At 70.7% G+C, this 14,307-nt stretch carries 15 protein-coding genes; 6 read left to right on the forward strand and 9 right to left on the reverse strand.

The genetic code is table 11. The annotated features are described in order from the left end of the window. Positions 1–23 precede the first annotated feature (23 nt). The 8 genes from ACIQRW_RS07030 to ACIQRW_RS07065 form a co-directional block, all read right to left on the reverse strand. The gene (locus tag ACIQRW_RS07030; RefSeq protein ID WP_403755565.1) at positions 24–1,427 is read right to left on the reverse strand and encodes a nucleobase:cation symporter-2 family protein; all 1,404 of its coding nucleotides are present in this window, start codon (positions 1,425–1,427) and stop codon (positions 24–26) included. A 68-nt stretch (positions 1,428–1,495) separates the two neighbouring features. Further along, a complete protein-coding gene (gene pucL, locus ACIQRW_RS07035; RefSeq protein WP_403755568.1) occupies positions 1,496–2,419 on the reverse strand; it encodes a factor-independent urate hydroxylase in 924 nt (307 codons plus the stop codon). A gap of 7 nt (positions 2,420–2,426) precedes the next feature. Next, positions 2,427–2,816 (reverse strand): hydroxyisourate hydrolase, encoded by a 390-nt coding sequence (gene uraH / locus ACIQRW_RS07040; RefSeq protein ID WP_018961384.1) that lies wholly within the window; start codon positions 2,814–2,816, stop codon positions 2,427–2,429. A 20-nt stretch (positions 2,817–2,836) separates the two neighbouring features. After that, positions 2,837–3,373, reverse strand: coding sequence for a 2-oxo-4-hydroxy-4-carboxy-5-ureidoimidazoline decarboxylase (uraD, locus tag ACIQRW_RS07045; RefSeq protein ID WP_403755571.1), 537 nt, complete (start codon positions 3,371–3,373; stop codon positions 2,837–2,839). 164 nt (positions 3,374–3,537) lie between these two features. Continuing rightward, entirely contained in the window at positions 3,538–3,975 is a 438-nt protein-coding gene (locus ACIQRW_RS07050) for a helix-turn-helix domain-containing protein (RefSeq protein WP_403755574.1), read from the reverse strand. Continuing rightward, complete coding sequence (locus tag ACIQRW_RS07055) at positions 3,972–4,223, reverse strand: hypothetical protein (protein ID WP_215110004.1); 252 nt, start codon at positions 4,221–4,223, stop codon at positions 3,972–3,974. The genes ACIQRW_RS07050 and ACIQRW_RS07055 overlap by 4 nt, the downstream gene beginning before the upstream one ends. A gap of 109 nt (positions 4,224–4,332) precedes the next feature. Next, positions 4,333–5,634: a lactonase family protein gene (locus ACIQRW_RS07060; protein ID WP_403755577.1), complete on the reverse strand. Its 1,302-nt coding sequence runs from the start codon at positions 5,632–5,634 to the stop codon at positions 4,333–4,335. A 124-nt stretch (positions 5,635–5,758) separates the two neighbouring features. Further along, complete coding sequence (locus ACIQRW_RS07065; protein WP_403755580.1) at positions 5,759–6,598, reverse strand: GntR family transcriptional regulator; 840 nt, start codon at positions 6,596–6,598, stop codon at positions 5,759–5,761. A 280-nt stretch (positions 6,599–6,878) separates the two neighbouring features. On the opposite strand from ACIQRW_RS07065, the gene ACIQRW_RS07070 reads away from it, so the two are divergent. Next, the gene (locus tag ACIQRW_RS07070; RefSeq protein ID WP_403755583.1) at positions 6,879–8,147 is read left to right on the forward strand and encodes an extracellular solute-binding protein; all 1,269 of its coding nucleotides are present in this window, start codon (positions 6,879–6,881) and stop codon (positions 8,145–8,147) included. Here the strand turns inward: ACIQRW_RS07070 and ACIQRW_RS07075 are convergent. After that, positions 8,119–8,277 (reverse strand): hypothetical protein, encoded by a 159-nt coding sequence (locus ACIQRW_RS07075; RefSeq protein WP_403755586.1) that lies wholly within the window; start codon positions 8,275–8,277, stop codon positions 8,119–8,121. The two genes, ACIQRW_RS07070 and ACIQRW_RS07075, sit on opposite strands and share 29 nt — an antisense overlap. Here ACIQRW_RS07075 and ACIQRW_RS07080 point away from each other — a divergent pair. The 5 genes from ACIQRW_RS07080 to ACIQRW_RS07100 all read left to right on the forward strand — a co-directional run bounded on the left by ACIQRW_RS07080 (position 8,260) and on the right by ACIQRW_RS07100 (position 14,293). Next, the gene (locus tag ACIQRW_RS07080; protein WP_403755589.1) at positions 8,260–9,243 is read left to right on the forward strand and encodes a carbohydrate ABC transporter permease; all 984 of its coding nucleotides are present in this window, start codon (positions 8,260–8,262) and stop codon (positions 9,241–9,243) included. The two genes, ACIQRW_RS07075 and ACIQRW_RS07080, sit on opposite strands and share 18 nt — an antisense overlap. Continuing rightward, entirely contained in the window at positions 9,240–10,085 is an 846-nt protein-coding gene (locus ACIQRW_RS07085) for a carbohydrate ABC transporter permease (RefSeq protein ID WP_403755592.1), read from the forward strand. The genes ACIQRW_RS07080 and ACIQRW_RS07085 overlap by 4 nt, the downstream gene beginning before the upstream one ends. Before the next feature lie 57 nt (positions 10,086–10,142). Beyond that, positions 10,143–11,765 carry a beta-N-acetylhexosaminidase gene (locus ACIQRW_RS07090; protein WP_403755595.1) on the forward strand — a complete coding sequence of 541 codons (1,623 nt, stop codon included), beginning with the start codon at positions 10,143–10,145 and terminating at the stop codon, positions 11,763–11,765. Positions 11,766–11,802: 37 nt separating this feature from the next. After that, entirely contained in the window at positions 11,803–13,239 is a 1,437-nt protein-coding gene (locus tag ACIQRW_RS07095) for a cellulose binding domain-containing protein (RefSeq protein WP_403755598.1), read from the forward strand. A gap of 214 nt (positions 13,240–13,453) precedes the next feature. Beyond that, entirely contained in the window at positions 13,454–14,293 is an 840-nt protein-coding gene (locus tag ACIQRW_RS07100; protein ID WP_403755601.1) for a TIM barrel protein, read from the forward strand. The last annotated feature ends 14 nt before the right edge of the window (positions 14,294–14,307 follow it).

A 14,307-nucleotide genomic window follows, 5' to 3' on the forward strand; every position in this document is an offset into this window, starting at 1 on the left:
GGCGATGTGGGCACGGCAGGACCCTAGGAGGATTTGAGTGCCACAGCGGTGCGGCTGTGGGTGCCGAGATGATGGAAGAACAGATTGAGCACGACCGCGACCAGTGCTCCGGCGCTGATCCCGGAGCCGAGGACGGTCTGCGCCCAGGCCGGGAATCCGGCGTAGAAGGTGGGCGCGGCGAGCGGGATGATGCCCGCGCCGAGCGCGACGGCGACCAGGATGATGTTGGAGCTGTCGTCCAGGCCCGCCTCGGAGAGCGTACGGATGCCGCTGACCGCGATGGAGCCGAAGAGGACGATCCCGGCGCCGCCGAGGACGGGCATCGGGACGAGCGAGACGACCGCGCCGAGGACCGGGAAGGCGCCGAGGATCAGGAGCGCTCCGCCGGCGGCCGCGACGACGTACCGGCTGCGTACGCGGGTCAGCGAGACGACGCCGACGTTCTGGGCGAACGCGCTGGTGGGAAAGCCACCGAAGACCGGACCGAGGAGGGTGGCGATGCCGTCCGTACGCAGGCCACGGGTGATCGTGCGGCCGTCGGTGCGGCGGTCGCAGATCTCGCCGAGGGCGAGCATCCCGGCGGAGGATTCCGTCATCAGGACGAGCATGACGATACAGAGCGACAGGATCGCGGCGGGCTGGAACTCCGGCGCGCCGAAGGCGAAGGGGGTCGGCAGGGCGGCGAGCGGTGCGGACTTCAGCGCGGAGAAGTCGGCGAGTCCGAACGGGACCGCGGCCAGCGTGCCGACGAACATGCCCATGAGCAGGGCCACTTGCTTGAGGAAGCCGCGGCCGAAGCGCTGGATGAGCAGGATGACGACGAGCGTGAAGGCGGCCAGCGCCAGGTACTTCATGGCGCCGAAGTCGGCGGCGGTGGCGTCTCCGCCCTGTGCCCAGGCGACCGGGACCGGCATCAGGGTGACGCCGATGAGGGTGATGACCACACCGGTGACGAGCGGCGGGAAGAAGCGCAGCAGTCTGCCGAAGAAGGGGCCGACGGCCAGGCAGAAGACTCCGGCGACGAGCACCGCCCCGTAGATCGCGGGGAGTTGGTGACCGGGTGCGCTGGTCTCGGCGATGGCGAGCATCGGCGCGATACCGGCGGACGAGGCGGCGTTGACGAAAGGCAGCCGGTTGCCGGCGAAGCGGCCGAGACCGACGGTCTGCAGGATGGTGGCGAGCCCGGCGATCAGGAGGCTCGCCGCGATGAGCCGGGTCATCCCGGCGGTGTCCAGGCCGACGGCCTGGCCGATGATCAGCGGAGGGGTGACGACGCCCGCGTACATGGCGGCGATGTGCTGGAGCGCGGCGGGGACGAGCCGCGCGGGAGGAAGCTTCTCGTCGACCGGGTGAACCGCCGTGTCGGCAGCGGTGGTCGGTGAGGTGGTGCCTGGGCCTTCTGCCGGCCCCGTTGCAGGCTGTGCCATGGGTGTTCCCTCCGGGATGACCGGCCCCCGCCCGTCGTTACGCGGACGGGGGCCGGTTCAGTGCCGCGTCAGAGGTTGGTCATGTCGACCGGGATCTTCGGCTCTACGCCGTCCCGGAGCACGGTGGCCTCGATCAGACCGTAGGGACGGTCGGCCGCGAAGTAGACCTCATTGTCGTTCTTGAGGCCGAACGGTTCGAGGTCCACCAGGAAGTGGTGGTTGTTCGGCAGCGAGAACCGGATCTCGTCGATCTCGCTGCGGCTGTTGATGATGCGCGAACCCATCTGGTACAGGGTCTGCTGGAGCGAGAGGGAGTACGTCTCGGCGAAGGCGTGGAGCATGTGCTTGCGCGCCTGCTCGTAGGACTTCTCCCAGTTCGGCATGTGCTGCTCGTCGCTGGTCCAGTTGTAGCGCCAGCGGGCGGAGACGTCCGTCGCGAGGATGCGGTCGTACGCCTCCTTGAGCGTCGTGTACTTGTCCTTGACGTAGCCCCAGAACTCGGAGTTGGTCGAGTTCATCACGGTCAGGTCCTTGAGGCCCGAGATGACCTCCCAGTTCTCACCGTCGTAGGTGATCTGGGAGACGCGGGTCTCCATGCCCTTGCGGGCGAAGGAGTGCCTGACCTCGTCGGCGCCGATGAAGCGGGAGTTGCCGTCGGAGGTCGCGATGCGCTCCCAGCTGTACTCCTCGATCCGGATCCGGGCGCGGTGGATCGGTTCCTGGGAGGAGACGAAGTGCCGGGCGAGGTGGATGCCGAACTGCTCGGCGGACTCGATCCCGTGCTCCTTGGCGAACGCGAACACCGTGTTCTTGGTGGTGTCGGTCGGCAGGACGTTGGCGTTGGAGCCGGAGTAGTGGACGTCGTCCATGTCGCCGGAGAGGGCGACCGAGACGTTCAGGTCCTTGATGTGGTGGGTGTCGCCGTCCCGCGTGATCTTGACGACGCGGTTCTCTGCTTTGCCGTACTGGTTCTGGCCGAGAATCGTGGGCATGTCGGTGCTAGCTCCCTCGGTAAACGGAGTAGCCGAACGGGTTGAGCAGCAGCGGTACGTGATAGTGCTCGCCCGGGGCGACCGCGAACGCGATGGTCACCTCCGGGAAGAACGCGCCGCTGTCCCTTACGCGGGGGGCGTCCTGCTGCGCCTCGGCTTGCTTCTTGGAAAAGTACGTCTCGGTGTCGAAGTCGAGACGGACATGGGTGGTGCCCTCCGGCAGCGCCGGGAGGTCCTTGCAGCGCCCGTCCGCATCGGTCGCGGACGCTCCGAGCGTCACGTACGGCGCGTCGCTTCCGCTGCGGGCGGCGAGCGAGACGGCGACGGACGCGGCGGGGCGGCCGATGCTGGTGTCCAGGATGTGGGTGGACACCGATGCGGTCGTGTCGGTACTCAAGACCGTCACTCTCCTAGATCTCAAGAGTCCTGTGCGGGAGTGCCCTCTGCGAGGGTCTCCGTCACGAGACGGGTCAGCCGGATGCGGTTGATCTTGCCCAGTTCGGTGCGCACGATCTCCTGCTCCTGCTCGGGCGCGTTCCCGATCCGGGACTTCACCGCGTCGCGCATCTGCTCACCGGTGGCGCCGGTGGCGCAGATCAGGAAGACATGTCCGAACCGCTCCTGGTAGGCCAGGTTCAGTTCGAGCATCTCGGTCTTGAGCTCCTCGGAGGCGCCGGCCATCCCCCGCTGCTCGCGGGAGGAGGTCGGATCGCCGGGGATCGGACGCCCGATCGGCGGGTGGCCCGCCATCGCTTCGGCCAGGTCCTCCGCAGTGAGTTCCGCCATGGCGGCGTCGCTCGCGGAGAGCAGGGCTTCTTCGGTGGCGTACGGGCGCCCGGCGAGGATGGTGTTTCCCCAGGTCGCACTGGCACACACCTCGTGCAGTGCGGGAGTGGCCTCGCCGTCCGCCAGGGTGTTGAACCGGGTGAGGCCCGGTGTGGAGCTCGAAGTCACGGGAGCCTCCGTGGCTGTTTTTCGCTGTGCGTTGTTCGGGCTGCGGATAGCTAACGCCCTCCGCAACACGACGTCAACACTTTGTTGAAATCTCGCGAACGAAGAAAGCCGCCGTCCCGGCATACGGACGGCGGCTTTCCTGCGTGTTCGGTGTGTTCGGCCAACTACTCACCCTTGGCCGCATGTTCCCGGTTGAGGTAGTTGTACACGGTGAACCTGGAGACGCCCAGGGCGCCGGCCACCGTCTCCACCCCGTGCCGCACGGAGAAGGCACCGCGTGCCTCCAGCGTCCGGACGACGCCCTGCTTGGCCTTGCGGTCCAGGTCGGCGAGCGGCATCCCGTGCCGTCGTTCCATCGCGGCGAGGATGTGGTCGAGCGAGTCGGAGAGCTGCGGAAGGCGTACGGCTATGACGTCCTGCCCCTCCCAGGCGAGCACGACGTCGTCCGGCTGGGCCTGATCCGGACCCAGCAGCTCCGCCCCCATCGCGTCGACGAGCGGCTTGACCGCGGAGACCAGCGGGTGGTCGAGCGTTGCCGAAGGGTTATCGGACGCGGCGGAGGTGTCGGCAGCGGCCGGGGGGTGATCGACGGATTCGGTCATGACGCGTCCCCCTCGATCACGTTCACCTGGAGCGAGACCCGGGTGGCGCCCGAGGCCAGGGCTCGCCGCAGCAGGGAGTCCACGGCGGTGAGCACCTCGTCCGCGCCCCCTTCCGCGGTGTTACCGAAGGGGCCGACGTCGACGGCGTCGAGCCCGGCGCCCTGGATCACCTCGCGGGCGACCACCGCGTGGGCGGGCGCCTCGTCGAGATCGAACGGCTCGGTGGTGAATTCCACCCTCAAGCGCACTGTGCCTCCATGATGTCCTCGCCCCGGGTGCGGGCTCCCGCGGCTCGGCCACGACTGTAACCGCTGGACGGGGCCCCACTCCGGTGCGCGCGGGCCCCGACGGCGGGGCTCACGGAAGCGGCAGGACGCAGACCGCGACCGGAGCCGGGAAGGGGGCGCCCGCAGCGGTGAGGGAGCCGTCGGGGCCGACCCCGAACACGGTGACGGTGGAGGAGCGCTGGTTCGCGGCGAAGAGCAGGGAGCTGTCCGGGGACAGGGCCAGCTGTCGCGGCCAGTCGCCGCCGACGGGCACGGTGTCGAGCAGTCGCAGGACCGACCCGTCGCTCTCCACGGCGTAACGGGTGAGGCTGTTGTGGCCCCGGTTGGCGAGGTAGACGTACGCCCCGTCCCCGGTGACCACCGGCTGGGCGGGGTAGCTGGTGCCGGACCCCGTACCGGTGGACTGCCCTGACCCCGGGGTGAGAGCGCCGGTGGCGGGGTCGTACCCGCAGACGACCATGGTGTTGTCCAGCTCGCAGGCCACGTACGCGAAGCGCCCGCCGGGGTGGAAGGCCAGGTGGCGGGGGCCGGAGCCGGGAGCCAGAGAGGCCCGGGAGACCTCGGTGAGCGTTCCGGCCGACTCGTCGAGCGCGTACGTGTACACGGTGTCGGTGCCCAGGTCGACGGCGAGGACGTGACCGCCGTCGGGCGAGGTGAGGACCTGGTGGGCGTGCGGTCCGCCCTGGCCGGGTCCGGGCGGCGGCGAGCTGTGGGTGACCAGGTCGGTCCGCTCCCCGAGGGAGCCGTCCCCGGCGATCGGGTGGACGGCGACGCTGCCGGAGGTGTAGTTGGCGCTCAGCAGCCAGCGTCCGGACGGGTGGACGGAGAGGTGAGTGGGGCCGGAGCCGCCGGTGGGGCGGCTGCCGAGCACCTCGTACGTCCCGTCCGGCGCGACCGCCACGGCGGTGACCGCGCCCGCGCCCTGCTCGGCGACCGCGTAGACGGTGGCACCGGAGGGGTGCGGGGCCAGGTAGGAGGGGTTCTCGACGCCGGTGATCACCGGACCGGAAGCGATCGCGCCGGTGCCGGTGTCGTACGCGGCGGTGCCGATGCCGGCGCCGCCTCCCGCCTCGGAGGTGTACGTGCCGAGGAGCAGCGGGCGGGTGGCGCGCGGGCCGGCGGGCGGGGCGGGCATGGGGGCCGGGCGGGCCCCGGCTCGGGCCGGCACGGCGTGGGCGGCCGCGGCCTGGGCGGGGCCGACGGCGGCCAGGGCGGCTCCGGCCACAAGGCCGCTCAGGAGGCCGCGGCGGCTGGGGAGACCGGAGGCGGGCGCGGATGCGAATGCGGCGGATGCGGCGGATGCGGCGGATGCGGAACCGTCACCGTGGCCGGAACGGTCGGGGCGGGAGCTCGGGTGGGGGGCTGGGTTCATGCGAGGCACCTCGTGTGGGGGTTCGGCTGCTTCGGATGCGTCCGCCACCCTGGCCCGCCGACGGCCGTTCGACAAGAGGTGCAACCGGAGTTGCACCCTGCGCAACGCAACCGGCGGTCGGCGGTCAGCCGCCCGCCTGGATGTCCCCCCTGGTAGAGGAGGCGATGGCGTCGCCGTGCGCGAAGTCGCCGGGCGGGATGCCCGGATGGTGCCCTCCCCGGTCGGGGGCGACCTCGGCTGCCGGGCCGAGCGCGAGCCGGGAGACGATCCGGTAGCGGTCGCCCCGGTAGAGCGAGTGGACGTACTCCACCGGGCGGCCCGCGGTGTCGGAGGTCAGCCGCTCGAAGAGCAGCGCCGGTGACAGCTCCGGCACGTCGAGGAGCCCGGCTTCGGCGCGGGTGACGACGGTGGGCTCGATGGCCTGGACCGCCTCGTGGACGTGCACCCCGTGCGTGGAGCGCAGATGCTCGTACAGGTCGCCGCTCTCCAGCTCCTGCGCACTGAGGCCCGGCACCAGCTCGGCCCGGATGTGCAGGTGCTCGATGGCCATCGGCGCACCGTCGACCAGCCGCAGCCGCGCCACGTAGACGATCTCGGCGGCGGGCGACATCCGCAGCTTGCGGCCGACGCGGGCCCCCGCCTGGAGCGTGGTGAACTCCAGCAGCCGGCTCGACCAGGCGCCCGCCGCCTGCGGCACGCTCAACGCCCGGTCCCCGGCGACCAGTTCCTGGGTGATCTTGGCGGGGGCGACGAACATGCCCCGGCCGTGCTCGCGCACCAGAAGCCCAGCGGCGACCAGCTCGTCGGCCGCCGCCCGCACGGTGGGCCGCGACACGCCGAGCAGGGCGCACAGGGCGCGCTCCGAAGGGATGGCGTCCCCGGGGCTGCGCGACTCGATCAGTTCCAGCACGGCATCGCGGGTCCGCTCCCGTTTGAGCACCGTCCCCGGCACGTCCGCGTCCACGTTTTCCCCTCCCGGCGAGCCTTACTTTCTTACCAGTTGCCTACCACTGCGGGCGAACTGGCTTGCTGGTCAGGCGAAGTGTAGCGCCATCCAAGCGCAGCATGAGAGGCGCCGATACCCACAGATCATCAAATCACCCTGCTGCGAAGGGGGTTGACGACCTCATTGGTCTATGCCACCTTCAACCCCCATCGAGAGGCGAGCTGTCCAGTGGACACAACTGGTCAGGTGGTCAGGCCTCGTCAGGTCCGTCCGATCCCTTCTGCTTCCGAGGTGAACCATGAAGTACCGCTTGCTCGCCGGTGGGTCCGTGCTCGTCCTGACCGCCGCGCTCAGCGCCTGTAGTTCGTCGTCCGGAACGGACTCCGGCAACGGGGACGGCCGGACGACGGTGGACGTCTGGCTGATGCGCGACAGCGTCTCGGACCGGTTCCAGAAGGAGTTCGCCGCGGACTTCGAGAAACGCCACCCGACGATCGACGTGAAGATCCAGATCCAGGAGTGGGACGGGATCGGCGAGAAGATCACCGCCGCCCTGGCCAGCAACGACGCCCCGGACGTCATCGAGGCGGGCAACACCCAGGTGGCGCAGTTCGCGGAGAGCGGCGGACTGCTCGACCTCAGCGACCGCACCGACGAGCTGAACGGCGGGGACTGGCTGAGCGGCCTGGCCGAGCCGGGGTCGTACGAGGGCAAGCAGTACGGCATCCCGTACTACGCGGCGAACCGGGTGGTCGTGTACCGCACCGACCTCTTCGAGAAGGCGGGCGTCGACGCGACGGCGATCAAGACCCGCGAGCAGTGGATCGACGCCACCACGAAGCTCAACAAGGGCGGCACGCAGGGCATCTACCTGCCCGGACAGCTGTGGTACGCGCTGGCCGGGTTCATCTGGGACGAGGGCGGCGACCTCGCCGCGGAGTCCGACGGAAAGTGGTCCGGCGCGCTGGACACCCCCGAGGCGCTGCGCGGCATGGCGTTCTACAAGGAGCTCCAGGCGCTCGGCAAGGGCCCCAAGGACTCCGACGAGGACGACCCGCCGCAGGCCGAGGTGATGGCCCAGGGGCAGGTGGCGCAGGTCATCCAGACCCCGGGCGGGGCCAAGGTCATCGCGGAGCAGAACCCCGAACTGGCGGGCAAGCTCGCCTTCTTCCCGATCCCGGGCAAGACCGCGGACACCCCGGGCGCGGTCTTCACCGGCGGCTCCGACCTGGTCGTGCCCGCCGCGGCGGCCCACCCCGACGAGGCGGTCGCCTTCATCAAGGAGCTGACCGGGGACACCTGGCAGAAGAAGCTCGCCGTCGCCATGAGCTACGTGCCGAACCGGACCTCGCTGGCGTCCGCCGTGGCCGACGACCCGGGTGCCGCCGCGATGGCGGTCGGCGCGGCCAACGGGCACGCGACGCCCAACACCCCGGGCTGGGCGGCGGTCGAGGCCGAGAACCCGATCAAGGACTACATGACGGCCGTGCTCACCGGGGGCGATCCGGCGAAGGAGGCGGCGACGGCCTCGGCGGACATCACCCGGGCCATGAACGCCGGCTCCTGACCTCGATCCGCCACCACAGCAGCACGAGCCACCCCATCAGCACGAGCCACCCCATCAGCACGATCCACCACAGCAGCACGAGCCACCGCATCAGCAGGGAAGGAGGCGTGCCGTGCCGGTCGTCGACCAACGGACCGCACCCCGCACACCCCGGCGGCGTCCCGCCCCGCGCCTCGCCGGGCGCAAGGACCCGTCCCCGCGGGGCAGGGCGCAGAGCCTCTGGCCGTACGCCCTGATCGCCCCCGCCGTCGGCGGCATGCTGTATCTGCTGGTCTACCCGCTGGTGCGGGCCGTCCTGATCTCGTTCCAGGACTTCCGGCTACGCCAACTGATCACCGGTGACGCGGAGTTCGTCGGGCTGCGGAACTACCGGACGCTGCTGGCGGACCCCCGGTTCTGGGAGGTGGTGCGCCGCACCTTCCTCTTCATGGCGATCAACGTCGTCCTGATCATGGTGATCGCCACCCTGGTCGCCCTGATGGTGGAGCGGCTGGGCCGGGTCGGGCGGACGGTGGTGCTGTGTTCGCTGGTGCTGGCCTGGGCGATGCCGGTGGTGGCGGCGACCACGGTCTTCCAGTGGCTGTTCCACTCGGAGTTCGGCATCGTCAACCAGTCGCTGACCTCGCTCGGCTTCGAGTCCTTCGACCGCTACCCGTGGTTCGCCGACGGCACAGCCGCCTTCGCGATCCTGGTGACGCTGATCGTCTGGCAGTCGGTGCCGTTCGCCGCGATCACCCTGTACTCGGCGCTGACCACCGTGCCCCTGGAGCTGTACGAGTCGGCGCGGCTGGACGGGGCGGGCGCGGCGCGGATCTTCCGTTCGGTCACCTTCCCGATGCTGCGGCCGATCTTCCTGCTGGTCGTCTCGCTGGAGGTGATCTGGACCTTCAAGGCGTTCGTCCAGATCTGGGTGATGACGCGGGGCGGCCCGGGTGACGCCACGACGATCCTGCCCGTCTACGCGGTCCAGACGGCGCTCTCCAGTCAGCGGTACGACCTGGGCTCCGCGGCCTCGATGGTCACCGTGGTCCTGATGTCCGGGGTGCTCGTCCTGTACTTCCGCCAGATGCTCCGCCAGGAGGACGAGACCCGATGAACTCACCTGTCGTACGCCCTCGGCTCCGGCGCCTTCCGCTGAACATCGCCGCCGCCGTGACCGTCGTCGTCTGCCTCTTCCCCGTCTACTGGATGATCTCCACGGCCTTCAAGCCGTCCAAGGACATCCGGTCCGCCGACCCGCGGCTCTTCCCGCACACCTGGACGCTCGACCACTTCCGACGGGCGGTGGAGGCCGACGGGTTCGCGCTGTTCTGGCGCAACAGCATCCTGGTCACGCTGGGGGCGGTGCTGCTGGCGCTGCTGGTGGCGCTGGGCGCGGCGTACGCGGTGGCGCGGATGCGGTGGAAGGGCCGGCGGCAGTTCATGCTGATGATCTTCATCGCGCAGATGGCGCCCTGGGAATCGCTGATCATCCCGGTCTACATCATCTCCCGGGACACCGACATGCTCGACCGGCTGCCGACGCTGACGTTGATCTACTTCATGATCACGCTGCCGTTCACCGTCGTGGTGCTGCGCGGCTTCATCGGGACGATCCCGCCCGAGCTGGAGGAGGCCGCGCAGGTCGACGGGTGTACGCGGACCGGGGCGTTCTGGCGGGTGGCGATGCCGCTGCTGGCGCCGGGGCTCATGGCGACCTCGCTGTTCGGCTTCATCACCGCCTGGAACGAGTTCGCCTACGCCAACTTCCTGATCATCAAGCAGCAGGACAACCGGACGCTGCCGGTGTGGCTGTCGTCCTTCCAGAACACCTTCGGTACCGACTGGGGCGCCACGATGGCCGCCTCCACCCTCTTCGCGCTGCCCGCCCTGGTGATCTTCCTGCTGCTCCAGCGCCATGTCACGTCCGGCTTCGCCGCCGGCGCCGTCAAGGGCTGAACAGCGGAAGACGCCCGCCGCCCCCAGCCCGCCCGTGAACCGAATCCGGAGACCGCCGTGCCCGCATCGCGCCCCGACCTCGCCCTCCTTCCCCGGCCCACCAAGGTCTCCTCGCTCGGCGGCCGGCTCACCCTCGACCGGGACACCACCGTCCGGGCGCTGCCGGGCGCGGAACCGGCGGCGGACCTGCTGCGCTCCCTGGTCGGCCGCGCGGCCGGGCTCCCCCTCGCCCCGGCGCCGGACGGCCGGGTCGTCCTCGCCCTGGACGACCGGCTCGGCGGCCTCGGCGAGGAGGGGTACGGGCTGACGGTCGCCCGGCAGGCCCTCCAACTGCGCGCGGCCCATCTCACCGGGCTGCTCCGGGGCGTCCAGACGATCCGCCAGCTTCTGCCCGCCGAGGCCCTGTCGGGCGGGGCGTCGGGGGCCGGGTCCTGGGAGCTGCCGTGCGTCGAGATCACCGACGTGCCGGACCGGCCGTGGCGCGGGGCGATGCTGGACGTGGCGCGGCGCTTCCAGCCGGTCGCCTATCTGCGCCGGTACGTGGACCTGCTGGCGCTGCACAAGCTGAACGTCCTGCACCTCCACCTCACCGACGACCAGGGCTGGCGCATGCCGGTCGACGCCTACCCCCGGCTGATCTCGGTCGGCTCCCGGCGGGCCCGGTCGCAGAAGGGCCCGACCGGTCCGGACGGGGCGCACTTCGACGCGGTGCCGCACGAAGGGTCGTACACCAAGGCGGAGTTGCGAGGTCTGGTGCGGTACGCGGCGGAGCGCGGGGTCACCGTCGTACCGGAGATCGAGATGCCCGGCCATGTGCGGGCGGCGCTCGCCGCCTACCCGGAGCTGGGCAACCACCCAGGGCGTGAGCTGGACGTGTGGACCCGCTGGGGGGTGTGCGACACGATCCTCGGCGTGCACGAGGGGGTCTTCGACTTCTGCCGGGCCGTGCTGGAGGAGGTGATGGACGTCTTCCCGTCTCCGTACCTCCACATCGGGGGTGAGGAGTGCCCGACCACCGAGTGGGAGGAGAGCCCGGCAGCCCGGGAACGCGCGGCGGCCCTGGGGCTCGCGGACCCGGCGGCGTTGCACGGCTGGTTCATGGGCCGGGTCGGGGCGTTCCTCGTGGAGCGCGGGCGGATGCCGCTCGGCTGGGTCGAGAATGGCGCCGAACTCCCGCCGGAGTTCACGGTGATGACGTGGCGCGACTCCTCGCACGCGCGGGCCGCCGCGCGCCGGGGCCATCAGGTGATCGCCGCGCACCACCGGGCGACCTACCTCGACTACGCCCAGTCCGGCGATCCGTCCGAGCCGGTCGCCCAGCCCGGCGCGCCGGTCCCCCTGCACACGGTCCACGGCTACGAACCGGCTCCGCACGACTGGCCGGAGGCGGACCGGGCGCGGGTGCTCGGGACCCAGGCCCAGTTGTGGACCGAGTACGCCCGCACCCCCGAGGAGATCGAGTACCTCAGCTACCCACGGCTCTGCGCGCTGGCCGACCGGTCCTGGTCCGGCGGGCGCGGCGACTGGCCTGGGTTCGTCGAGCGGCTGCGTCATCACACCGCCCGGCTGGACGCCCTGGGCGTCCCCTACCGCCCGCTGGACGCGCGGTCGCTCGCGACCGCCCCGTACGCGTCCCCGTCCCCGTCCTCCTCCTCAGGAACAGCGCGACCCCACTCGTAACCACTCCCCCACCACCGTTCCGGAGAGGAACACACCCGTGAACCCATCACGCAGGAATCCGCGCGGGTCCAGGCTGCGCACCGCCGCCGCCTCGGCCGCCGCCGTGGCCCTCGCCGCCACCGGTCTGGCCGCGCTGCCGTCCTCGGCCAACGCCGCGGCGGACGGGATCGTCGTCCAGTACCGCACGAGCGCGTCCGGCGCGAGCGCCGACCAGAGCGAGCCGTGGCTGAAGGTCCGTAACGCCGGCTCCACCTCCGTACCGCTGAGCAGCGTCAAGGTGCGCTACTACTTCAAGGCCGACTCGGCCTCCGCCGCCTACCGGTTCGCCTGTTCCTGGGCGGTCAAGGGGTGCGCGAACATCACCGGTACGTTCGGGACGCTCGCCAACCCGACCGCCACCGCTGACCGCTATCTGGAGATCGGCTTCACGGCCGGGGCCGGTTCGCTGGCGCCCGGGGCGGACACGGGCGACATGCAGCTCCGCTTCCACCAGAGCTCCTGGGCCTCGCTCGTCCAGTCCGACGACTACTCCTTCGGCGCGGACAGGACGGCGTACGGCGACTGGTCCAAGGTGACCGCGCATGTCTCCGGTGCGACGGTCTGGGGCGAGGCCCCCGGGGGCAACGGCCCGACCGACCCGCCGGACCCGACGGACCCGCCGGGGGACGCGCCGACGCTGTTCGACGACTTCGACTACAGCTCCCACACCGACCCGGAGATCAACGCGAACGGCTGGAGCGTCCGGTCCAACTCCGGCGGTCCGGGGGTACCGGGCGCGACCTGGGCGCCCGAGAACGTCACGTTCGCCGACCAGGGCGGAAACTCGGTGATGAACCTGGAGACCTCGACGGCCGGCACGGGGGCCTCGACGAAGCACACCGAGATCCTGACGCAGTCGATGAAGTTCAAGAACGGGACGTACGCGTCCCGGGTGAAGTTCAGTGACGCACCGCGGTCGGGCCCGGACGGCGACCGGATCGTGCAGACGTTCTTCACCATCAACGATCTGAAGGCGCCGATGGCTGACGACTACGCGGAGTACGACTTCGAGTATCTGCCGAACGGCGGCTGGGGCGAGCCGGCGAACATCCTCTACACGACGTCGTGGGAGACCTACCGGCCCGACCCGTGGGAGGCGGTCAACGCGCACAGCGAGGTCCGGCAGTCGTACGCGGGCTGGCACGACCTGGTGGTGACGATCGACGACGACGAGATCACGTACTACGTCGACGGGCAGCACTTCGGGACGCACGGGGCGGCCTATCTGCCCGAGCGTCCGATGTCGATCAACTTCAACCAGTGGCTGATCGACCTCCAGGGGCAGCCGAGCACCACGCCCCGCGCCTACGACCAGCAGGTGGACTACGTCCTGCACGTGAAGGACCAGGTGCTCACCCCGGCGCAGGTCAACGCGATGGTCGGGGCGTACCGGGGTTCGGGGACGAGCTTCGAGGACACGGTTCCGGCCGGATAGCGGGTCCGTACGGCGTGAGAGCCGGGCGGGGGGGGGGCCGAGGGCGGCCCCCGCCCCGCTTTCGTACGCCCGGAGGCACTCGCGCCACCGATTCCGGGCGCCGCCGGCCGGGGCGAATTTTCCGGCACCCCCTTGACAGCCCCGCCACCCTCCGGGCAATCTTCCGTTAAGCAGAAACTAACTTCCGCAATACGGAAGGAGCGCCGACATCCTCATGGGATACCCGGACCAGCGCTTCGATGTGAACCTTTCGATCCTCTTCACGGAACTCCCGCTCCTGGAGCGTCCCGCGGCAGCCGCCGCGGCGGGCTTCACGGCGGTCGAGCTGTGGTGGCCCTGGATCGAGACCCCCACCCCTCCGCAGGCGGAGCTCGACGCCCTCAAGAAGGCGCTCGACGACGCCGGCACCCAGTTGGTGGGGCTGAACTTCTACGCCGGACAGCTGCCCGGCCCCGACCGCGGCGCGCTCTCCGTGCCCGGCACGGAGTCGGACCGCTTCCGGGCCAACATCGAGGTGGCGGCCGACTTCGCCGCCTCGGTCGGCTGCGCGGCGCTCAACGCGCTGTACGGCAACCGCGTCGAGGGCACGGACCCGGTGGTGCAGGACGCACTCGCCCTGGAGAACCTGGTGCTGGCCGCCCGCGCGGCGGACCGGGTCGGGGCGATCCTCCTCGTCGAGACCCTCAACAAGCCGGAGTCGCCGCTCTATCCGCTGGTCAGCGCACCGGCCGCGATCGAGGTCGTCGACAAGGTGAACGCGGCGACGGGCCTCGGGAACGCCAAGTTCCTGCTGGACCTCTACCACCTCTCGATGAACGGTGAGGACCTGAGTCAGGTCATCAAGGCGTACGCCGCGAAGACCGGCCACGTCCAGATCGCCGACAACCCGGGGCGCGGCGCGCCGGGCACCGGATCGCTCCCGCTGGAGCAGCTCCTCGACGAGCTGAAGGACGCCGGGTACGCGGGCTGGGTCGGCCTGGAGTACAAGCCGGGCGACCGTCCGAGCGCGGAATCCTTCGACTGGCTCCCGGCGTCGGCCCGAGCGGCCCGCTGACCGGCCGCGGGCGG

Origin of the sequence: Streptomyces sp. NPDC091287, assembly GCF_044768525.1 — a bacterium.
Classification (GTDB): Bacteria; Actinomycetota; Actinomycetes; order Streptomycetales; family Streptomycetaceae; genus Streptomyces.